The sequence below is a fragment of the Chloroflexota bacterium genome, from assembly GCA_026708035.1.
Lineage (GTDB): Bacteria > Chloroflexota > UBA11872 > UBA11872 > UBA11872 > JAJECS01.
In genome coordinates this window covers 160,043-181,248 of the sequence record JAPOVQ010000014.1, presented here as the reverse complement: position 1 = coordinate 181,248, position 21,206 = coordinate 160,043, and the positions used below count along the sequence as shown (strand labels likewise).

15 protein-coding genes are annotated in these 21,206 nt (G+C 69.4%); 8 read left to right on the top strand and 7 right to left on the bottom strand.

The genetic code is table 11. The features are described from left to right. Window positions 1-18 precede the first annotated feature (18 nt). From pstA to OXG33_06645, 5 genes are all read right to left on the bottom strand, one after another. A complete protein-coding gene (gene pstA / locus OXG33_06665; GenBank protein ID MCY4113605.1) occupies window positions 19-900 on the bottom strand; it encodes a phosphate ABC transporter permease PstA in 882 nt (293 codons plus the stop codon). Then, entirely contained in the window at window positions 897-1,763 is an 867-nt protein-coding gene (gene pstC, locus OXG33_06660; protein ID MCY4113604.1) for a phosphate ABC transporter permease subunit PstC, read from the bottom strand. Before pstC ends, pstA begins: the two co-directional genes overlap by 4 nt. Window positions 1,764-2,002: 239 nt before the next feature. Continuing rightward, on the bottom strand, window positions 2,003-3,070 hold the full coding sequence (locus tag OXG33_06655; GenBank protein ID MCY4113603.1) for a PstS family phosphate ABC transporter substrate-binding protein: 1,068 nt from the start codon (window positions 3,068-3,070) through the stop codon (window positions 2,003-2,005). Window positions 3,071-3,217: 147 nt separating this feature from the next. After that, window positions 3,218-4,591 (bottom strand): ATP-binding protein, encoded by a 1,374-nt coding sequence (locus OXG33_06650; GenBank protein ID MCY4113602.1) that lies wholly within the window; start codon window positions 4,589-4,591, stop codon window positions 3,218-3,220. 11 nt (window positions 4,592-4,602) lie between these two features. After that, complete coding sequence (locus OXG33_06645; GenBank protein ID MCY4113601.1) at window positions 4,603-5,322, bottom strand: response regulator transcription factor; 720 nt, start codon at window positions 5,320-5,322, stop codon at window positions 4,603-4,605. Window positions 5,323-5,429: 107 nt separating this feature from the next. Here OXG33_06645 and OXG33_06640 point away from each other — a divergent pair, with 107 nt between their 5' ends. Further along, window positions 5,430-6,512, top strand: coding sequence for a zinc-binding dehydrogenase (locus OXG33_06640; protein ID MCY4113600.1), 1,083 nt, complete (start codon window positions 5,430-5,432; stop codon window positions 6,510-6,512). Here OXG33_06640 and OXG33_06635 read toward each other — a convergent pair. Continuing rightward, the gene (locus OXG33_06635) at window positions 6,493-8,151 is read right to left on the bottom strand and encodes a thiamine pyrophosphate-binding protein (GenBank protein ID MCY4113599.1); all 1,659 of its coding nucleotides are present in this window, start codon (window positions 8,149-8,151) and stop codon (window positions 6,493-6,495) included. The two genes, OXG33_06640 and OXG33_06635, sit on opposite strands and share 20 nt — an antisense overlap. 225 nt (window positions 8,152-8,376) lie before the next feature. On the opposite strand from OXG33_06635, the gene OXG33_06630 reads away from it, so the two are divergent. Beyond that, entirely contained in the window at window positions 8,377-9,300 is a 924-nt protein-coding gene (locus OXG33_06630) for a hypothetical protein (protein ID MCY4113598.1), read from the top strand. On the opposite strand, the gene OXG33_06625 is transcribed toward OXG33_06630, so the two are convergent. Beyond that, complete coding sequence (locus OXG33_06625; protein MCY4113597.1) at window positions 9,297-10,175, bottom strand: aldo/keto reductase; 879 nt, start codon at window positions 10,173-10,175, stop codon at window positions 9,297-9,299. The two genes, OXG33_06630 and OXG33_06625, sit on opposite strands and share 4 nt — an antisense overlap. A 155-nt stretch (window positions 10,176-10,330) precedes the next feature. Between OXG33_06625 and OXG33_06620 the strand changes: the two genes are divergently transcribed. From OXG33_06620 to OXG33_06595, 6 genes are all read left to right on the top strand, one after another. Further along, window positions 10,331-13,180: an efflux RND transporter periplasmic adaptor subunit gene (locus OXG33_06620; GenBank protein MCY4113596.1), complete on the top strand. Its 2,850-nt coding sequence runs from the start codon at window positions 10,331-10,333 to the stop codon at window positions 13,178-13,180. A 74-nt stretch (window positions 13,181-13,254) separates the two neighbouring features. Further along, window positions 13,255-13,911, top strand: coding sequence for an ABC transporter ATP-binding protein (locus OXG33_06615; protein ID MCY4113595.1), 657 nt, complete (start codon window positions 13,255-13,257; stop codon window positions 13,909-13,911). Then, window positions 13,908-15,158: an ABC transporter permease gene (locus OXG33_06610; protein MCY4113594.1), complete on the top strand. Its 1,251-nt coding sequence runs from the start codon at window positions 13,908-13,910 to the stop codon at window positions 15,156-15,158. Before OXG33_06615 ends, OXG33_06610 begins: the two co-directional genes overlap by 4 nt. 401 nt (window positions 15,159-15,559) lie before the next feature. Continuing rightward, complete coding sequence (locus tag OXG33_06605) at window positions 15,560-16,363, top strand: hypothetical protein (GenBank protein ID MCY4113593.1); 804 nt, start codon at window positions 15,560-15,562, stop codon at window positions 16,361-16,363. Then, on the top strand, window positions 16,251-17,807 hold the full coding sequence (locus OXG33_06600; protein MCY4113592.1) for a DNA polymerase Y family protein: 1,557 nt from the start codon (window positions 16,251-16,253) through the stop codon (window positions 17,805-17,807). Before OXG33_06605 ends, OXG33_06600 begins: the two co-directional genes overlap by 113 nt. After that, the gene (locus OXG33_06595; protein MCY4113591.1) at window positions 17,804-21,193 is read left to right on the top strand and encodes an error-prone DNA polymerase; all 3,390 of its coding nucleotides are present in this window, start codon (window positions 17,804-17,806) and stop codon (window positions 21,191-21,193) included. The genes OXG33_06600 and OXG33_06595 overlap by 4 nt, the downstream gene beginning before the upstream one ends. Window positions 21,194-21,206: the final 13 nt, after the last annotated feature.

Here is a 21,206-nt window from a genome sequence, read left to right as displayed (position 1 = left end):
CCGTTGTTCTGGCCTCCATCAGTCAAACCTCCGCTGCAGTCGGAATCGGATGAAGAGCGCAATCGAGTTGGCGAGCAACAAGACGATCAGCAGAATCACAATGCCTCCGGCCGCCAATTCGCTGAATCCCTCCTGCGGCAGCGAGACCCAGTTGAAGATCTGGATTGGGAGGACGGTGAAGAGGTCCATCGGGCCAGTCGGATCAAAGGCGATATAGGTCAGCGCTCCAATCGTAATCAGTGGCGCAGTCTCACCAATCGCCCGCGCCAACGCCAGAATTGTGCCTGTCAAAATTCCCCCACCGGCTGCCGGCAGCACGGTCCGAAAGACCGTCTGCCACCGCGTCGCGCCAAGCGCGTAGGAGGCTTCACGCTGACCGTCGGGCACGGCGCGAATCGCTTCGCGCGACGCGACGATGATGAGCGGCAGGATCAAGAGCGCCATCGTCATGGCTCCGGCCATGAGACTGCGGCCCAGCGCGAACCACCGAACAAACAGCCCCAGGCCGAGCAGGCCGTAGACGACCGATGGAACTCCGGCCAGGTTGGCAATGTTGAGCTGGATGAACCGGGTGAGCCAGGTGTCGGGCGCGTACTCCTCGAGGTAAATCGCCGCGCCGACGCCAAGTGGGAAGGCGATAACGGCCGTTAGAACGATCAACCACAACGTGCCCAGGAGAGCGGAGCGCAGCCCGGCATCCTCGGGAAAGCGCGACGGGTAGCTCGTCAGGAAATGGCCGTCGACCTGCGCGGCGCCGTCGCTGAAGACATCGACGAGCAGGGCCACGAGCATGGCGATGCCAAGCAGGGTGGACACGATGGTCAGCGCGGCAAACCCGCGCCCGATGGCATTCCGCTGGCGGATGCGCGGACGCCAGCGCTTGGACGCGTCCGGTGTCACTGGTACACCTCACGGTATCGGCGCACGATCCAGTCGCTCAGGATGTTCATCACGAACGTCATGAGGAACAAGAGCGTGCCCACGGCAAACAGCGTGCGGTACTCGATGGTGTCCTGCGGGGTGTCGCCCAGGCTCACCTGCACGATGTATGCGGTCATGGTCTCCATGGAGGACAGCAGATCAAAGCCGACCTTCGGCTGCTGCCCGGCGGCGATGGACACGATCATGGTCTCGCCGATGGCGCGCGACACGGATAGGATGACGGCGGCCAGGATTCCCGAAAGCGCCCCCGGCACAACCACGCGTACCGTCACCTGGAATTTCGTGGCGCCGAGGGCGTACGCCCCTTCGCGCAAGCTGCGCGGGACGACGCGCAGCGCGTCCTCGCTGATGGACGCCATCATCGGCAGGATCATGAAGCCCATGACGATGCCCGCGCTGAGCACGTTGAAAACCTGCGTCTGCGGAAATATGTCCCGCAAGATGGGGGTGACGAAGAGCAGCGCGAAGTATCCGTAGACCACGGTTGGGATTCCTGCGAGAACCTCCAGCACCGGCTTGATCGCGGCCCGCACCCGCGCTGGCGCGTATTCGCTGAGGAAGATCGCGCTCATCAGCCCAATCGGGACGGCCACGACGATTGCGACCAACGCAACCACGAGAGTGCCGTTGACCAGCGGCAGAACGCCGAAGGACTTCGAAACGAACAGCGGGGTCCACCGCGTTCCGGTGAGGAAATCAATGACCGGGACCTCGCGGAAGAACGCCAGCGTCTCGCCGAGCAGCGTGAAGATGATGCCGGCGGTCGTGAGAATTGACACCGCGGCACAGATGAACAGCACGCCATGGATGCCCCGCTCCATGAGCGCGCGCCGGCGGCGAGGCGCGAATGGCGAGTGAGCGTCAGGGGCGCCCGCAGAGGTGCTCACGTCCTGTGCGACGGGTCTCCGTCCAGTCAGGCGCGCGCGAAGCATACGGGACAGGTCGTTGCTCACAGCTACGCCAAATCCCCGGCTGGCCGGCTCCCGCACATCCGCGGGTGCGGGAGCCGGCGCGCTGCGAGCAGAGTGGGGAGGTTCCGCAACGCTCGGGGGAATTGAAGCTAGCTCAGGAGGTCTTCGAGCGAGACGCCGACCTTGGATCCTTCGCCCTCGAAGATCGAACCGGTGATGCGGTCGTTGAAGCGCTTCAGGGCCAGGTCGTAGATGTTCGGCGGCAGCTCCACGTAGCCCACGTCGGCCGCGAGTGTGCCCGCGTTCTTCATATAGAACTCGATGAACGTCTGCACTTCCGGGCGCTCCGCCGCCGGCGCCGAGATGTAGATGAACAGAGGCCGCGACAGCGGCTGATATGTGCCCGTGTTTACGGTCTCCGCCGTCGGCGCCACGCAGCCTTCGCCGCCGTCCACCGACACGAGCTTCAGCTTGTCCTGGTTCGCCGCGTAGTACGCCAGGCCGAAGAACCCGGTCGCGCTGCGGTCGCCCGCGATGCCTTGCACCAGCACGTTGTCGTCTTCACTCGGCGTGAAGTCGCCCCGGCTCGCGCCTTCCTCACCCACGATCGCGTCGGTGAAGTAGTCGTAGGTTCCAGAGTCAACGCCCGGCCCGTAGAGGATCAGCGGTTCGTCCGGAAAGCCGTCGCGCACCTGCGCCCAGCTGGTAACGGTGTCCTCGGCTGCCGGCTCCCATATCTTCTGCAGCTCGTCCACCGTCAGGCAGTCCACGAAGTCGTTTGCCGGGTTCGCCAGCACGGCCAGCCCGTCAAAGGCCACCGGCACTTCCACGAAGTCGATGCCGTTGGACTGGCACGTTTCGATTTCCGACGCCTTGATGGGCCGCGAGGCGTTGGTAATGTCAGTCTCACCCGCGCAGAACTTCTTGAAGCCCGCGCCGCTGCCGGACACGCCCACCGGCACCCGAACCTCAGGGAATTGGCTCCGGAACTCTTCCGCCACAGCCTGCGTCACCGGACCCACGGTGCTCGACCCGTCCGCCAGGATCATTCCCGTCATCGGGCTCGCCGGCGCCGGAACCGTGACGATCTTTTCGACGTCGACTTCCTTGGTTGCGACCTTCTCAGATTCCTTGGTGACGACTTCCGGCTCGCCACAGGCGGCGAGAACCCCCGCGGCGCCCGCACCGAGCACTCCAGCCCCCAATGCTCGAATCACGCGCCGTCTCGTCAGCTTGGCCACTCGCGCCTCTCGCTCCCGCGATACGTGCGGCAAGAATTGAGCCGCTGCGAGCAAGGTACGAGGCCGACCTAAAGCGACGCTCGCAGGCCTTAAACGGGGATTAAGCGCGCGCTTAGCGTTCGCTTAATTCTTGCCCGCGACCGGAAGCGCCACGGCAAACACCGACCCCCGATTCGGACCGTCCGACTCGGCCCAAATGCGACCGCCGTGCTGCAGGGCGGTGTGCTTGGCAATGGCCAGCCCGAGCCCGGCGCCTTCGCCGGCGCGAGACGGATCGATCTTGTAGAAGCGCTCGAAGACGCGGGGGAGCTCTTCAGGCTCGATGCCGACGCCGGTGTCCCGCACGCGAACGACCGCATCGCCGTTCTCGGCCTGGACGCTCACGCGCACCCGCCCGCCCGGCGGCGTGAACTTGATGGCGTTGTGCAAGAGAGTTACCACCATGCGGTCGGTCAGTTCCGGGTCGGCGCTGACGGTGAGCATGGCGCCGGGCGAGTCGATGTCGAGCCTGACGCCGCCGCGCTCGGCCTGGGGACGCAGCCGCTCGGCGGACTGCCGCACGAGGTCGCCCAGGTTGACCCGCTCGAACTGGCGGGACAGGCGGCCGGCCTCGGCGGCGGCAAGATCGAGCAGCTCCGCGGTCATGGCGGCCAGCCGGTCGATTTCACCGTCGATCCGTCGCAGAAAGTCCGTGCGCAGCTCCGGATCGTCCGCCGCGCCCGCCTGCAGCGACTCGACCAGGGCCCGGAGCGACGTGACCGGCGTGCGCAGCTCGTGAGAAACGTTGGCCACAAAGTCGCGCCGCGCCGCCGCCGTGGCCCGAACTTCCGTGAGGTCATGCAGCACCAGGACGATGTGACGCATGTCGCCCAGCCGGATCGGAGTGGCGACGACCTGAACGGATCGCCCATGCGGTCCAACCGCGACCAGCGACTCGCTCACCGTGTCGTCGGCGGTGCGAGCGCGCTGGCAGACCGCCACAAGCTCGTGGTCGCGAAGGGCGTCCGGGAGCGAGCGCCCAGGCGCATTTTCGGATTCGACGCCGAGGAGCGAACCGGCCGCGGGATTCATGAGCGCGACGGCCTCCTCTTCATCCACGATGACGACGCCATCGCCCATGGCGCTGAGGACCGCCTTGAGCTGCGCGTGGCTCACGCGTATCGCGCGAAGCCGAATCTCGAGCAGGTGCGCCGCGTCGTTGAATACCCGCGCCAGCTCGGCCGTGCCGGCTCCCTCAGCCGGCAGGGGCGGCGCGGCCTCCCCGCCGGTGGCCCGTGCGAGGCCATCCCGCACGGCCGCGACCGTGCGCAGCGGAATACGCATGACGAGCATGGTGAGCGCCGCGCCGACACCGAGACCGATGGCGAGTCCCGCCACGGACCACGCCGCGAGACCTGGCGGCCCTGCGCCGCCCACGGCCAGGGCGATCCATACGGTCAGCACGCCGCCGAGTACACCACTTGCGCCGGCGAGCACGAGCCGCGTGCGAAGCCCCATGCCGACTTCTCCTAAGGGACGAACCTGTAGCCGACGCCGCGAAGCGTCTGAATTCGGCGCGGCTTCGACGGGTCGTTCTCGATGCGCGTGCGGAGGCTGCGCACGTGTACCGCCACGGTGCGCGTGTCGCTGGTCGACGCATATCCCCAGACACGCTCCATGAGCCGCTCGGCGGAGAAGACGTGGCCGGCGTGGCGCATGAGAAAGGCCAGCAGCTCGAACTCCTTGGGCTTGAGTTGCACCGGACTTCCGTCGACCTCAACGCCGCGGTCGGGGATTGAGAGCCGAACACCGGCGGCCTCGAGCAGGTGAGCGTCCTGCTGGGACGCGGCAACTTCCGCGCGGAGCAGCTGCCGGCGCCGCAGCATGGCGCGGGTGCGCGCGATGAGCTCGCGCATGGAGAAAGGTTTGGTCAGATAGTCGTCAGCGCCGATCTCGAGGCCGACGACGCGATCGATCTCATCGTCTCTGGCCGTGAGCATGAGAATGGGCACCGAGCTGCGGCGACGGATCTGCCGGCAGACATCCAGGCCATCCATGCCCGGCAACATGAGGTCCAGGATGATCAAATCGGGGTCCGAGGTGAGGGCCAGGTCGAGCGCCTCCTCCCCGTCGCTGGCGGTCTCGACAGCGTAGTGCTCCCGGCGTAGGTTGTAGGTCAGGGCCGCGCGCAGGCTCGGTTCATCGTCAACCACGAGTACCCGTGGCGGGCTGGCGTCCGAAGTGTCGATGGCGGTTCACCCAGGAGACCCATGCAGGCAATGGTAGGCCCATCTTGCCGCTGCCGACACATCGGGCCGAACGGTCGCGCGGCTCACGCGTGGCCAAAGCGTAGGTAGTGGCCGTGTCGTTGCCCAGCCACATGCGCGCGGTGGTGCATCACGAGTTCGGTGCACCGGACGTACTTGTGCCCACGCAACTTCCCGTGCCGTGGCCGGGCCCGACCGAAGTGCTGCTGCGGGTGCTGGCCGTGTCCGTTGACTATGTCCAACTGCACATTCGAAAGGGCGGCAGCGGGCGCATCGGCTCGGCGCGGGAGCCCGGCTATGGCCTCACCGCCCCGCCCTACGTGCGCGGCGGCACGGTGTGTGGTGAGGTGGTGGCCGTTGGCGCTGAGGCTGCTGATGTTGCGCTCGGGTCGCGGCATCTTGTCGGCGGCCTGCGACCCGGCTCGTACGTCGAATACGGCGTGGTGGACGCCGCGGCCCTGCGCCCCAATCCCGAAGGTTCGGTCGGCCCGACGGCGGCGCCGGGGGGCTTCACGCCGGCCGAGGCCGCCGCCTTCAACTACGCGCCAGTGGCCTATCACACGCTGCGGGTGGCGGCGGGGCTGACTGCCGGCGAGACAGTGCTGATCCACGCGGCGGCGGGCGGGACGGGCGTGTTGGCGGTGCAACTGGCCAAGTCGTTCGGTGCGCGGGTGATCGCAACCGCCGGAGGCCCGGCCAAAGTGGCGCTGGTGCGCGAGTTGGGCGCCGACGTGGTGATCGACTACCGCGCGGAGGACTTTGTGCCCGCGGTGCTGGCGGCCACGGACGGTGGCGGCGTCGACGTGGTGTGGGAGTCGGTCGGAGGCGAGGTGTTCACCCGCAGCCTGGAGTGTCTGGCCGAGGGCGGGCGCATGGTGAGCTTTGGCTCCAACAGCTTCAGCGGCGTCGGGAACGTGGACTTCTATCCCTTCTGGACCAAGAACATCCGGCTCATTGGCTGGGGCGGCAAGAGCAACGCCGCGGCGCACGCCCCGGAGATCATGGAAGACCTGCTGCGGCTGGCCGCTGCGGGCGCGCTGCGTCCGGTGGTAGCGGCCGTGCTGCCGCTGGAGCAGGCGGCGGAGGCGCACCGCATGATCGAGGCGCGCGAAGCCGTCGGCAAGGTGGTGTTGGCACCGGACGTGGAGGCGGCTACAACGCTCCGTCGATGATGACGTCGAGCAGCGCCGGCTTGCCGGAGTCGAGCGCGCGCTGGAACGCCGGACCGATGCGCTCGGGGTCCTCGATCCGCTCGGACGCCACGCCCATGGCCTCGGCGATGGCGCCCAGATCGAATTCCTGCGGCAGGTCCATCCCGAGATAGCTGGTCGGTCGGTCCGGCTCGCCCAGCACTTCCTCGAAATAGGCGTGCAGGTTCACCTTCAGCACGCGGTAGCCGCCGTTGTTGCAGATGACATAGACCGCGGGAATCCGGTAGGCGCTGGCCGTCCAGAGAGCCTGGGCCGAGAGCATGGCGCTGCCGTCCCCGATGATGCCGAGCACTGGGCGATCCGGCTCGGCGAGCTTGACGCCGAGCGCGGCGCCCATGCCCCAGCCGATGGCGCCGCCGGCGCGCTCGGAGTGCATACTGCCGGGGCGGCTGAACTCGAAGGCCTCGTGGAGAATCGGACGCGCGCTGATCGAGTCGTCGACGATCACGGTGTCGTCGGGTGCCGCCCGCGCCAGCTCGTGCATCATGCGCAGGGGCGGCATGGGGCGGCTCGAGCGGCATTCGCGCAGGGCCGCCTGGATGGCGGCGCGTTTGGCCGCCGTTTCGGCGGCAATGCGTCCGGCACGGTCACGGGCGGCTTCAGTTCGGGCTGAGTCGAAGGCCGCGTCGAGCGCCTCGGCCAGCGCCTCCAGGCCGGCGCGCGGATCGCACAGGATTCCCAAGTCGGTGGGCTGGGAGCGGTTGATCTCGCTGGCGTTGCAGTCCAGGTGGATGAGGGTGGCGTCGGGCGCGAGCACGTCCGTCGGCAGGTCGAAGAAGTCGTGAAAGACCTTGCAGCCCACGGCAAGCACCACGTCCGCCGCGCGCAACTGCTCCGGATAGAGCCGAGCGTAGGGCGGCAGCTGGCCGATCCATTGCGAATGCCCCGTGGGGAACGTCATTTCGGTGTACCCGGCGCCGTAGACGCGCGCGCCAAGGCGATCCGCCACGGCGACGGCGGCATCGACGGCGTCAAACTGCGCCACGCGGTCGCCGACGACCATCAGAGGGCGCTGGGCGTCGGCGAGGGCCGTGACCGCGGCCTCGACGGCGCGCGGGTCGGGTCCCGCCCGCACGAAGGTGTCGGTGCGAGGCGCAGTTGAAATCTCGGCTTCGCTATCGAGCGACTCCGGCGCGAAGCCGACGAAGGTGGGACCCGTGGGCGGCGTGCGGGCCTCGGTAAATGCGCGCCGCATGACGGACGGAATCTGGTCCGCATGCGTGACCTCCGCGCCCCATTTCGTGAACTGCGCGGTGAGCCCCGCCAGGTCGGTGCGGTAGTCGGCCATCTTGGACAGGCTGGCATTCACCGACGAAAGCACCAGCGGCGTCCCACCGGCGTAGGCGTTAAACAGCAGGCTCAGACCATTGGAGAGACCGGTGTCGATGTGCAGGTTGACGAACGGGACGTCGCCCGATGCCCGCGCGTAGCCGTCGGCCATGCCCATGGCGACGCCTTCTTGCGCGGCGAGGATGTACTCGAGGTCGGGCGCGCGGTCCAGCGCGTCCATCAGCGGGCTCTCGGTGGTGCCGGGATTGCCGAAGACGTAGCGGACGCCCTCGGCGCGCAGCGCCTCGACGACCGCAAACCGTCCCCGCATCGTCGCCACGGAGGACTCCTGACAATGAAGGCCTGAGCCAGCCCTGGGAACGGTAGATGGGCGGTGCATGGCGACGCAACTCACGCCACGCTCGCCCTCACATACGGTCTGCATCGAATCTGCAAACGGCGTGGACCGCACCTCAACCCGGTATGCCGAGACTCGGACGAAATGCTTGAAATAGGCCTTGCAATGCGTCCGGGATTGATGAGTAGGGCTGCCGCGATGGCGGTCACGGCTGCTCTCACCGGCCTCATGGTGACCGCGTGCGGTGAGTCGGGTGAACCAACCATTACCGCGACTCGCGTCACCCCGGCGGCGGTAGCCACGGTGGAACCGACGGCGGCCCCGCGCGACGCGGCGAGTGCTACTTCTCCGACGGCGCGTCCGGCGGATCAGTCAGCGCGCGGGGTCGAACGATCGGCGGAGGGCGACGGTCCCGGCGTTCGTCCGAGCGGCGCGGGATTTTTTGGGGGCCGGTTCGGCGGTGCGGGGCTGGCGGACGCCGTGACTGCCGCTGTGGCGGAGGCCGCCGAGAAGTCGGTGGAAGAGGTGCAGTCGCTCCAGGAATCCGGCATGACCCTGGCCGAGATCATCGAGGCTGAGGGCGTCGACCGCGAGGCGGTCGTCGATCGAGCCGTGGACCAGATCCTGGCCGGCTTTCAAGGCGGTCCGGCTGGTCAGGCCGGTGGCGCTCGTCCGGGCAGCGCCGGGGCCGGTGGCGGCGGGTTTGGCGGCGGGGCTGGAGGCGCCTTCGATCCGCGCGCCGCGCTGCGCAATGTCGTCAACGCGGCAATCGACGGCGAGGCGCCGGTCGCGCCGGGTGGAGCCAGACCCTTCGTCGGCATGGGCCAGATGATCGTCAATGTCGTAGCCGAGCGCACCGGACGCGACCCCAGCGAGGTGCGCGAAGCGCGCGCCGGCGGCCAGTCGTTCGCCTCACTCCTGTTCGTCGCGGGGCACGACGTGGACGCGGCCATTGACGCCATCGTGGAGACCATCGAGTCCAACACGGCGGTCGCTGAACGTCCCGAGGGTGCGCCCGCACTTCCAACCGGCGAGGCGCTGCGCGAGGCCATCGAAACGATCATGTACGCCACCGACGACAGCGAAGCCGAGCTCACCCCGCCCGCGGCGCAGGGGACCTAAGCCGCGGCGTCGATGGCGAGTCCCGGTTCGGGCATGGGTGGGCGCTGGACGGCGATGGCTTCGGCTTGCTGGGCGGCTGAGAGCGGGCGGAAGCGCTCGGCGGCGTCGAGGATCTGGGGCAAGAGGCGCAGGTCGCCGGTGCTGGGCGCGGTGTGCACGGGTTGGGAGAGCACGAACCAGAGCGACCGGTCGATGTCCGGCTGCTCGCGGTGCGGGTCGTACCAGACGTTGATCTCGCGCTCGCGTCCGCCCCAACCGCCGCGGGCCAGCATCTTGATGGTCTGCACACCCACGTCCCGCGCGGCGGCTTCCGCCAGGAGCGCCTCGGCGTCGCGGCGGTAGGCCGCGTTGCGATAGATGGCGGGCGAGACGGGGAACATAACCGTGTCGAAATCGAACCGCCGCAGCGCTTCCAGGTGGACGCGCGGCGCGTCGCGTCCGTGCCCGGTGATGCCGAGGAAGCGCGTGAGCCCCTGATCGCGCATCTCAATGAGCGCCTGTAGCGCGCCGTCGTCGGCCGTTACCGCGTCCAGGTCCTCGAACGTGCTGACGCTGTGGAGTTGGAAAAGGTCGAACACTTCAACTCCCAGACGCTGCTGGCAGGAGCGGATGCTCTCCCAGGCGTCCTGGTAGCCGCGCTCGCCGGTCTTGGCGCCCAGGAATACCCGGTCGCGAATGGCCGGCATCGAGGGCGCCAGGCGTTCCATGGCCTGGCCGTAGCTGGGCGCCACGTCGATGTGATTGACGCCGCGGTCGAGGACGAGATCAACGGCGGCGTCGGCCTCGGCCTGATCCACGCCGCGTCCAACGGCGACCGCGCCAAATGTGACCACCGAGCTCATGTGCTCCGTGCGGCCGAGTCGTCGGGTCTCCATAGGTGCGCCTCCTACAGGCGTTTCGTGCGCTCAGCGTTCGGGGTTGGACCCAAAATCCACGAAATCTGCACAGCCGGTCAACCGGATGACGACAGGCGCAAGCCTAGATTCACCGTGGTCGCGGTGCACGTGCGGCCGCCAGCCTGAGGCCCATCATGTCAAGTCTGCTTCGCAGGGCCGTCGTGGCGCTGCTCGTCGTGGCCGTCGCGGGAGGCGTCGCCGCCTTCCTGATCATCCGGCTCGAGGTATTTCAGGCCGACGAAGAGGCGCCGCCGATAACCGCCAGCGTCGAGCGCCGGGACCTGGTCAGCACGCTCGCCGTGATCGGCAACGTGGAGTTCGGCAACACGGTCGGGCTGGGATTTGGGCAGTCCGGCACGGTCCAGGCGTTGCACGTGGAGACCGGGCAGCTTGTGCCCGCGGGTACCGTGCTGGCCCAGCTCGACGTCGTCGATCTCGAGCGAGCCGTGGACGACGCCGCATCTTCCCTGCAGCAAGCCGAGCTGCAGCTCGCCAAGCTCCTCCGGCCGGCCGACGCCGCCGACGTCGAGCGCGCCGAGCTTGACGCGCAGGAGGCACAGGCGTCGCTCGAGGATCTGCGAGCCCCAGTCAGCGCATCGGATATTGCGGCTGCCGAAGCGGCGGTGGTTTCGGCGCAAATGAACTATGACCGTACGGTCAAGGACCTTGAGGACCTCCAGGCGGGACCTTCGGCTCTCGATCTGGTCGAAGCCGAAGGGGCCATCGCCTCGGCGCAAGCCAGCCTGGCAAGCGCCGAGCTGGGGTTTCAGGCGTTGCTTGAAGAGCCTGCGGTCGGGGAGATGGCCGACGCCCAAGGCGCGATCGAGTCGGCTCGTTCGAGCCTCGCCGGCGCGAAGGACGCGCTGGACACGCTTCTGGAAGACCCGAGCACGAGCGACGTGGTCAATGCGGAGCTCAAGATCCGATCGGCCCGCGCGGCTTACGCCGAAGCCGAAGACCAGTTGGCCACGCTGCGCGCGGGCGCCACACCGGCCGAAATAAACGAGGCCGCCGCGAGCGTGGAGGCCGCGCGCGCCTCGCTCGCCGAAGCCGAGGAGGACCTGGCATCGCTGACGGCCGATCCGACGCCCGAAGAGCTGACGGACGCCGAGAACGCCGTGCACAGCGCGCAGGCCGGCCTGCTGCAAGCGCAAGCGTCGCTGGACACGCTGGCGGACGGGCCGACGGAGTCGGAACTCCAGGACGCTCGCGACCAGATCGCCACCGCACAGGCCACCCTCGACGGCGCCCGCCGAGACGCCGCCGAGGCGCCCGCCAAGCAGATCCAGATCATCGCCGGCGCCGAGTCGAGCTACGAGTCCGCCAGTGCCACGCTGATTTCGGCCTACGAGGCGCACGGCGAGGCGCAATTCGATGAGCACACGGAGCATCAGATCGAGGCGGCCGCGGCCCGAGTGCGGGCCGCCGAGGCCGGACTCAAATCCGCCGCCCAACAGCTCGATGAAGCGCGGGCCGGACCCGACTACGCAGCGCTCAACGAGGCCATCGCGGCCGGCGAGCGCGCCCTTGCCGCCGCGCAGCGTCGGTTGGACGAGCTCCAGGAAGCTCCGACCGAGGCAGACCTTGCCGAGGCCCGGGCAAACGTCGCCCTGGCCGAAGGAACGCTGCGCGACGCCGAGGACGACCAGCGCGAGCTGATCGAGGGGCCGTCGGCCACTGAGATCGCGACCCAGGCAGCTGCCGTGAGGACCACGCGAGCGGCGCTGGCGTCAGCCCAGGAACGATTGTCCGACTTGACCGAAGGACCGAGCGAGGTCGAGATCGCGGTGGAGGAAGCCGCGGTGGTTGAGGCTCGACAGGCAATCGCGGACGCCGAGACTGAATTGGACGAATTGCGCGCCGGAGCGTCGGACAGCGACGTGGCCGCGCAGGAGAGCGCCATCGTGGTGGCCTCGCACAGCGTCACCGCGGCCGAGGCGCGCTTGCAGGACCTGCTCGCCGACCCCGACGCCGCCGAGCTGCTCCGTGAGCAAGCGAGCCTGACGTCGGCGCAACTGTCGCTCGAGGCGGCCCGGCTGCGTCTGGACGAGTTGCGTGCGGGACCCGACCCGGCGGACGTCCGCCTCGCCGAACAGGCCGTACGCGCGGCTGAGCTGTCCCTGGCCGACGCGAACGCGCGGTTGGACGAACTTCAGGAGGGACCGTCCGCCCTGGAGATTCTCCGGGCGGAGAACGCCGTGCGCCGAGCCGCGTTGGCCCTGGACGACGCGCAGGCCCCGCCGGATGCCTTGGACGTTGAGCAAAGCAAACTTGCCGTGACCGATGCCGAGCGGCGACTGGCAGCCGCCCGAGAGGACCTGGCCGATGCGCTCATCGTGGCGCCGTTTGCTGGAGTCGTGATCGACGTGAATGGTCAAGTGGGGCTGGCGGCGCCGGCAACCGTCGTGACCCTGGCCGAGGCGGCGTCGATCCACGTGCTCGTCAACGTGGATGAGTCCGACATCGGGCTCGTCAAGCTGGGCCAATCGGTGAGGCTCGAGTTCGAGGCGCTCGGCGGCACGGTCTTCGCCGGCACCGTGATCCATCGCGGACAGCAAGGCGAAGCATCGCAGGGACTCGTGACGTACCCGGTCGAAATCGGCTTCACCTCGCCCGATCCTCGTCTGCTGAGTGGACTCACCGCCGACGTCTCAATCGTGCTGGCCGAGTCGCCCGGCGCCCTGGCCATCCCGCGGCAGGCCGTCCAGACGGTTGGGCCCCGGTCGTTCGTGAGCGTGCTCGGCGCGGACGGCGTCATCCAGCAGCAACCGGTCACGGTCGGGCTGCAAGATGAGCTGTTCGTCGAGGTGACCGAGGGACTGGTCGAAGGCGAGTCCGTGGTCCTCACCGGCGCGGCCATTGCCGGATTCCAGCTACCGCAGCTGCCGGCCGGCTTCACGCCGGGTCAGTTCAGACCCGGGCAGTTCGGAGGCGGCGGCTTCCGCGGTCCTGGCGGCGGCGGTCCGGGCGGGGGCGGCGGCTAGTGGACGCCGGTTCCCAGGAGAACGGCGCCCCACCTCCGGTCGTGCGCGTCGAGGACCTCGTCAAGACGTATCACATGGGCTCGATCGACGTGCACGCCCTCCGCGGCGTGTCCTTTGACATCGGCAAAGGCGAAATGGTCGCCATCATGGGGCACTCGGGTTCGGGTAAATCGACACTGCTCAATCTGCTCGGGTGCCTGGATGCGCCCACTGAAGGCAGCTATTTCCTCGACGGGGAGTTGGTCGGCGACCTGTCCGACGACGCGCTAGCCGCCATCCGCAACCGCAAGATCGGCTTCGTCTTCCAATCGTTCAACCTGCTGGCGCGCATGTCGGCGCTGGAGCAGGTTGAGATGCCGCTGCTCTACGCCCGCGACCGCCAGCGGCGGCAACGCGCGGAAGAGGCATTGGCCGTCGTCGGACTGGAGGACCGCATGCACCACAAGCCGTCGGAGCTCTCCGGCGGGCAGCAGCAGCGCGTGGCCATCGCGCGCGCCCTGGTGGGCAATCCCAGCATGGTCCTGGCCGACGAGCCGACCGGAAACCTCGACACCGCCACGGCCAACGAAATCATGGAGCTGCTCGTCCTCCTGAACGAGGAGCGCCGCATCACCACGCTGATCGTGACGCACGAGGCATCGGTCGCCGAGCGCACCCAGCGGGTGATTCGCATGGTGGACGGGACGGTCGCCGCCGACGACCTCACCACTCGCGCGGAAAGCGGCCCATGAGCCTCGCGGACGGCGTGCGCCTGGCCCTGCGGGCGCTGGCCGCCAACAAGCTGCGCACCAGCCTTACGGTGCTGGGCATGGTGATCGGCGTGGCGGCCGTGATCGCGCTGATGTCGCTGGGCGCCGGCGCGCAGGCGTCCATCGAGGCGAACATCCGCGGCACGGGTTCCAACCTGCTCTTCATCAGCCCCGGCGTGCAGTCGGCGACCGGCGGCAGGTTCGTGGACGTGAGCGCCACGTCACCGACGCTGACTTTCGAGGACGCCGAAGCCATTCGCGACGCGGCGATACCGGGCATCGTCGACATCGCCCCCACGCGCAACACGGGCGCATCGCTGGTGGCGGGCGGCAACGCGTTCTCGACGCAGATCATCGGCGTGACGCCAAGCTACGCCGAGGTGCGCACCTTCCAGCCGCAGGCCGGTCGCTTCATCACCGACGACGACCTACAGCGACGCGCGCGCGTGATCGCCCTGGGACAGACGATTGCCACCGAGCTGTTCCCGGGCCAGAACCCCATCGGCGCCACGGTGCGGCTCAACAACCAGACCTTCACCGTGATCGCCGTGATGGAGGAGTCAGGCCAGGCCACGTTCCAGAGCCGCGACAACCAGGCGCTGGTGCCCCTGACCACGCTTCAGACGCGCATCAGCCCGTCGCGCACGCTGGCGGGCGACGACATCGTGTCCGAGATCAGCGTGACGCTCGCCGACGAGAACGAGGCAACGATCGAGGCGGTCACCAACGAGGTGAGCGCGCTGCTCCGGCTGCGGCACGACGTGACCGAGGACGACTTCACCATCCGCACGCAACAGGACATCATCGAGGCGCTGGGCGAAGTCACGGGCACGCTGACACTGTTCCTGGGCGCGATTGCGGGCATCTCGTTGCTGGTCGGCGGCATCGGCATCATGAACATCATGCTGGTGTCCGTGACGGAGCGAACGCGCGAGATCGGCATCCGCAAGGCCATCGGCGCGCGCCGCCGCGACATCCTGGTGCAGTTCCTGATCGAGGCCGTGCTGGTGAGCCTGGGCGGCGGCATCGCGGGGGCCGTGATCGGCGGCCTGCTGGCGACCTACATGGGCGGCGTGAGGATCGGCGGCCGCGCGCTGGAGGGCCACCTGACGCCCGAACCGGTGGTCCTGGCGCTGGCGGTGTCGGTGGCGATTGGCCTGGTGTTCGGCATCTACCCCGCCAACCGCGCGGCGCGGCTGCGGCCGATCGAGGCGCTGCGGTACGAGTAGAGCGGCGCCGGACTCCCGGGAAGTGGTAACGCCGGCCGGCACGGCAGCGGGGATACGCATGCGGGTGAGGTGATCGGCAGGCATCCTCGATTCGTCGGTGGGCAAGCGGGGATGGATTCCCGCCTCCAGAGACCTTTCCGTAACCCCTTCGTCATTCCGGCGGAGGCCGGAATCCAGTTCGGTCGAATCTGGAGGCGCACCGGAAGCTTGGCGCCGGGCGGGTCTAAGACCCGCCCCTACCGAAATTTGCAACGTCTCCCTCCTCCGGAATGACGGACGCAAATTGGCCCACCGCCGCTTGGGGTCGTCCTACTTCTGTTCGGTTTTTGTTTGGTATAGTGGCGTCCCGTCCTACCTAGGGCTCTTCACTGCCTCTACCCGACAGCGAGCGTCCCGCCGCGCTGCGGCGCGCCGTCCGCGATATCGAGCAGCGCTTGGGGCTGCACGCCGCCGGCCGCCTGTTCGGCGTCAGTCCACCGGACGCCGCCTTTGCCACCGGCATTCCCGCGCTGGACCAGGCCACCGGGTTCGCGGGGATTCCCCGTGGCCGGGTGAGCGAGCTCACCGGCCCACGCGGCGGCGGCGCGTTGACGCTGGGGCTACGGACCCTGGCCGCCGCGCTCGATCAGGGCGGGTTGGCGGCTTACGTCGATCTGCCCGGTACGTTCGCTCCCACCGCGGGCGCGGCCCTGAGCCTCGATCTGTCACGCCTGGTGGTGGTGCGTCCGCCGGACGCCGACGCGGCGCTGCAGGCGACCGCCACGCTGCTGCGCAGCAACGCCTTCGAGGCCCTGCTGCTGGACCTGGAGGCCACCCGGCCGCCGGTCAACCGCTGGTCGCACCTGGCCGACCTGGCGGGACGCGGGGCGGCGGGACTGGTGGTGGTGACGGCGTCCGGCGGCCGGCGCGTCACCGGGTTGCCCTACCTGGCCTCCCTGCGGCTCGGCGTGGCCTGCCGCGGCTGGCGCTGGCAGCGCAGTCGCCTGACCCAGGCGCCGATCGGGCTGGCGCTGGAGGTCCGGGTGCTGAAGTCGCGCAGCGGCACGGGCGCGCGGCGCCTCGTCATCGACTGTCCGTTTCTCAGGAGGTCCGGTGGACCGCAAGACGCTTTGCCTCTGGATGCCGCGCTTTCGAACCACGGTGGAAGCGCAGACGCATCCGGCGTGGTCGGCGCAGCCGCTGGCGATCTACGCGCCGCAAGCTAGCCAGCGGCGGCTGATCGAGATTTCCGACGCCGCCCACGGCGCGGGGCTGCGGCTGGGCATGGCGGTCAAGGAAGCGGCGCAGCGCTGCCCGCGGGGCGTCTTCGTGCCCGACGATCCGCCGCGCTACACCCGCGCGTTCGCGGCGGTGCTGGACGTGCTGGACCGCTTTTCCCCGCTGGTGGAGGACGCAGGCGTGGGGCTGGCGTTTGCCGACGCGGCGGGCCTGGAGCCGCTCTACGGCCCCGACGCGGCGCTGGGCGCGCGGGTGCGCCGTGACGTCGCGGCGGCGACCGGACACACGGCCCACATCGGGCTGGCGACGGGACGCCTGGCGGCTGAGGTGGCGGCGCGCACGGCGGGCGCCGAAGGCGTCGCCGTCGTCGCCACCTCCGATCGGGCCTACCTGGCCGAGCAGCCCGTGGAGCGGCTGCCGCTGGACGAGCGGACGCTGGCCACCTTGGAGACGCTGGGCATCGCCACGATCGGCGCGTTCGCCGGTCTGCCGGCCAACGCCGTGCGGACTCGCTACGGGGTCGAGGGCGCGCAAGCAAGGCGGCTAGCCCGCGGCGAGGAGCTCAGGCCCCTGCGCGGACGGAAGCGGCCGCTCGTGCTGCACGAAGCGGTCGACTTCGAGTGGGAAGAGCACAACGTGGACCGTCTCGCCTTCGCGCTGCAGGCCCTGGCGCAGCGCCTGGCCGCGCGCCTGGCCCAGCGGGACCTGATGGCGCAGCAGGTCGGCGGCCGGATCGAGCGCGCGGACGGCAGGGTGCAACGGTTCGCGCTGCCGCTGCCCGAGCCGTCCGCCGCGGCCGCCACCTTTCGCGACGCGGCCCGCTGGCGCTTCGAGGCATGGGCCGACACCGCGCCAGCCGACGCGGTGATGCCGGAGATTTCATCCCACCAGCCCGGCGTGGTGCGCATGAGCCTGGACGTGCGGCATCTAGAGCCTGGCGTCGGTACGCAGCGGTCGCTGCTCGGCAACCGGTCGGAGCGCGTGGCGCGCGCCAACCACGCGATCAGCCGGCTGCGGGCGCAACTGGGCGACGCCGCGCTGTTCCGCATGGCGCTCTGTCCCGACGGCTTCACGCTCGACACGGCCGCCCGCCGTCTGGACGCCTACGTCGAGGAGTCCCCCACGCGCGAGGCATCCAAGCTCCCGGCGGTGTGGCTGACCGGCCTGGTGGGCGCGCGCGGGCTCACGCGGCTCTTCGCTCCGCCCCGTCCGGTGCGCCTCAGCCAAGCCGACGACGCCCGCTGGGTGACGCTCGAGGGCGCGACCAGGAAAGTCGTCGCCAGCTACGGACCGCAGCGGGTGCAGACGGAGTGGTGGGCGGAACCCGTCGACCGCGACTACCTGCACGTGCAGTTGGACGACGGCCGCGGCCTGGTGCTCTTCCACGACCGCGCCCAGGGTCGCTGGTTTGCCCAGGGAGCGCTCGATTGACCCAGCCCGCCTACGCCGAGCTGCACGCGCACAGCAACTTCTCGTTTCTCGATGGCGCGTCGCATCCCGAGGAAATGGCGGCGCGCGCCGCCGAGCTTGGGCTGACGGCGCTGGCGATCACGGACCACGACGGGGTCTACGGCGCGGTGCGGTTCTCCCACGCGGCGCGCGAGCACGGCCTGCGTCCCATCGTGGGCATGGAAGCCAGCCTGTCCGAGGGCCGTCACCTCACCCTGCTGGCGCGTGACCGGGAGGGCTACGCCAACATCTGCCGGCTGGCCACGGCGGCGCACCGCGACCGGCCCAAGGGAACGGCGGAGCTGGACCTCGACACCCTGGCGCGGCACACGCGCGGGTTGGTTGGGCTGTCGGGCTGCCTGCGGGGCGCGATTCCAAACGCGGCGCTAAATGGCGACGACCGCCAGGCCATCGAGCTGGCGGGAACCTACGCCGAGCTGTTCGAACCCGGCGGCTTCTTTCTCGAGCTCCAGGACCATCGACTCGAAACGGAACACCTGGCCAACGCCGGACTGCTCGATGTCGCGCGGCGCACCGGCCTGCCGCTGGCGGCCACCAACAACGTCCACTACCACGACCGATCCCGGGCGCGGCTGCAGGACGTGCTGGTCTGCATCAAGCACACCGCCACGCTGGAAACGGCGGGGCGGCGGCTGCGGCCCAATCACGAGTTCGTGCTCAAGTCCGCCTCGGAAATGGCGCGGCTGTTCGCCGGCGTCCCCGAGGCGGTCGGCAACACGCTGCGCATTGCCGAGATGTGCGACTTCGACCTGAGTCGCAAGCTCGAATACGGCCTGCCCACGTTTCCCACGCCCAGCGGCGAGTCGGAATACGGCTACATGGAGCGCCTGGTCTGGGAGGGCGCGCGACGGCGCTATCCAGACCTCGACGAGGCGGTGTGCGAGCGCGTGCGGCGGGAGCTGCGGTACGTCAAGGACCTGCGGCTGGCGGGCTATTTCCTCACCGTGCGCGACCTGGTGGACTTCTGTCACCGCCACGACATCCTGGTCAACACCCGCGGCTCGGCGCCGGGATCGATCCTCTGCTACGCCCTCGGCATCTCGATGGTCGACCCCATCGCCGCCGGGCTGATGTTCGAGCGGTTCATGTCGCCGGACCGGGACGAGCCGCCCGACATCGACCTGGACATCGAGCACCAGGAGCGCGAGCGGGTCATTCAGTACGTCTATGAGCGCTACGGCCGCCGTCGCGCGGCCATGGTGGCGAACGTCATCTGCTTTCGCGGGCGCTCGGCCATCCGCGACGTGGGCAAGGCGCTGGGGCTGCCGCAGGCCCAGGTGGACCGGTTGGCGGAGCGGCTGCAATGGCATCCCAGCGTGGAGATGCCGCATCCCGATCAGGCGGGCGGCGACGTGCCGCGCGAGGTCTCTAACCGCGTGGGCCGCGATCTGCTGGAGCTAAGCCGGCAGATCGTCGACTTTCCCCGGCACCTGGGCATTCACACCGGGGGCATGATCATCGCCTCGCACCCGCTGGACGGGTCGGTGCCGATCGAGCCGGCGACGATGGAGGGGCGCACCGTGGCGCAGTGGGACAAGGACGACTGCGCCGACACCGGCCTGCTGAAGATCGACCTGCTGGGGCTGGGCATGCTGACGCTGATCCAGCGGGCCTTCCGACTGATCGAACGGCGGCACGGCCGGCGCCTGGCGCTGGCGGACTTCAGCTTCGACGACCCCGAGGTCTACGACGCGATCTGCGCGGCCGACACCATCGGCATGTTCCAGGTGGAAAGCCGCGCCCAGATGCACGTGCTGCCGCAGACGCGGCCGCGGTGCTTCTATGACCTGGTGGTGCAGGTGGCGATCATCCGGCCCGGACCGATGACCACCAAGATGCACCGGCGCTGGATCCTGCGACGCACGGGGCAGGAGGCGGACGATCCCGTGTGGCCCGGCCTGGCATCGGTGCTGCAGCGCACGCTGGGGCTGCCGATCTTCCAGGAGCAGTGCCTGCAAATCGCCATGGTCGCGGCCGGGTTCTCGGCAACCAAGGCCGACGCGCTGCGGCGCGCGATGAGCCGCAAGCGCTCCCTGGCGCATATCCAGGCGCTGCAAGAGGACCTGATGCAAGGCATGACCCGCAGCGGCATCCCCGCGGCGACGGCGGAGCAGATCTACGCCCAGATCGAGGGCTACGCGGGCTATGGATTTCCCGAGGCGCATTCCTGCGCCTTCGCGCTGCTGGTGTACGTCTCGGCGTGGCTGAAGGTGCACCACCACGCGGAGTTCACCTGCGCGATCCTCAACAGCCAGCCGATGGGCTTCTACAGCCCGCACACCCTGGTGGGCGACGCCCAGCGGCACGGGGTGACGGTGCGTCCCGTGGACATCCGGCACAGCCGCTTCGAGTGCATGGTGGAGCCGGACGGCGCGGTGCGCATGGGCTATCAGTACGTGGAGGGCCTGGGCGAGGCCCACCGCGAGCGCCTGGATGAGGCGTCGGCCCGCGGGCCGTATCGCTCCCTGGAAGACTTCTGCCGCCGGACGCGGTTGCCGATCAACGTCCTGGAAGCGCTGGCCACGGCGGGGGCATTTCGCGGTCTGGGGCTGAACCGGCGCGCGGCGCTCTGGCAGGTGCAGGCCCATGCGCCGGCGGCCCACGGCGGCGAGCTGCCGAACCTGGTGGCGGAGCTGGAGGAGCCGGTGGCGCTGCCGCCGGCCGACGCGCTGGTGCAGGTGCGGATGGACTTCGCCGCCACCGGCCTTTCGACCCGCTGGCGCGGCCTGGAGTTCCTGCGGCCGGCCCTGGCGCAATCCGGCGTGCTGCGCGCCGCCGACCTGTTGGACCTGGCCGCCAAGCGGCGCGCACGCCCGGATAGCGCAGCGACGGTCAAGGCGCGGCCGACGCGCATCCCTCGGGTCGCCATTCCGGCCGGCGTGCGCCCACCGATTCCGCGCCCGCGCCGCGGTCGAGGCCGCTCGCTGCATCCACCCGCGGTGGGGCGCTACGGCGAGCGGGCCCGCCGCACCGGGAATCACTACGACGGGCAGAGCAGCGGGCGGCAGTTCCAGGGCCTGGGCGACAGCGGCGTTCCCGACGCCCTGCGCGAGCAGGCCCGCACCGGAGTCATGGTCACCGTGGCCGGCATCGTGATCAACCGCCAACACCCGCCCACCGCGCGCGGCTACACCTTCCTGTCGCTGGAGGATGAGACCGGGCTGGTCAACATCATCATTCGCCCGTCGGTCTTCACCCGCTACCAGCGCGCGATTTTGGATTCGCCGGTGATGCTGGTCTACGGCGAGATGCAGGACGAGCACGGGGCGGTGCAGGTGATGGCCCACACCTGCCACCCCGCCACGAGCGACGGCCTGGGCGCACCGCCCTCGCGTGATTGGTCGTGAGCCGCCAGCACGA

Excerpts from the sequence above, each read along its gene's own strand:
- OXG33_06650 (MCY4113602.1), bottom strand. The coding sequence starts at position 4,591 with ATGGGGCTTCGCACGCGGCTCGTGCTCGCCGGCGCAAGTGGTGTACTC.
- OXG33_06610 (MCY4113594.1), top strand. The coding sequence starts at position 13,908 with ATGAGCCTCGCGGACGGCGTGCGCCTGGCCCTGCGGGCGCTGGCCGCC.
- pstC (MCY4113604.1), bottom strand. The coding sequence starts at position 1,763 with ATGGAGCGGGGCATCCATGGCGTGCTGTTCATCTGTGCCGCGGTGTCA.
- OXG33_06635 (MCY4113599.1), bottom strand. The coding sequence starts at position 8,151 with ATGCGGGGACGGTTTGCGGTCGTCGAGGCGCTGCGCGCCGAGGGCGTC.
- OXG33_06625 (MCY4113597.1), bottom strand. The coding sequence starts at position 10,175 with ATGGAGACCCGACGACTCGGCCGCACGGAGCACATGAGCTCGGTGGTC.
- OXG33_06630 (MCY4113598.1), top strand. The coding sequence starts at position 8,377 with ATGGCGGTCACGGCTGCTCTCACCGGCCTCATGGTGACCGCGTGCGGT.
- OXG33_06615 (MCY4113595.1), top strand. The coding sequence starts at position 13,255 with ATGGGCTCGATCGACGTGCACGCCCTCCGCGGCGTGTCCTTTGACATC.
- OXG33_06620 (MCY4113596.1), top strand. The coding sequence starts at position 10,331 with ATGTCAAGTCTGCTTCGCAGGGCCGTCGTGGCGCTGCTCGTCGTGGCC.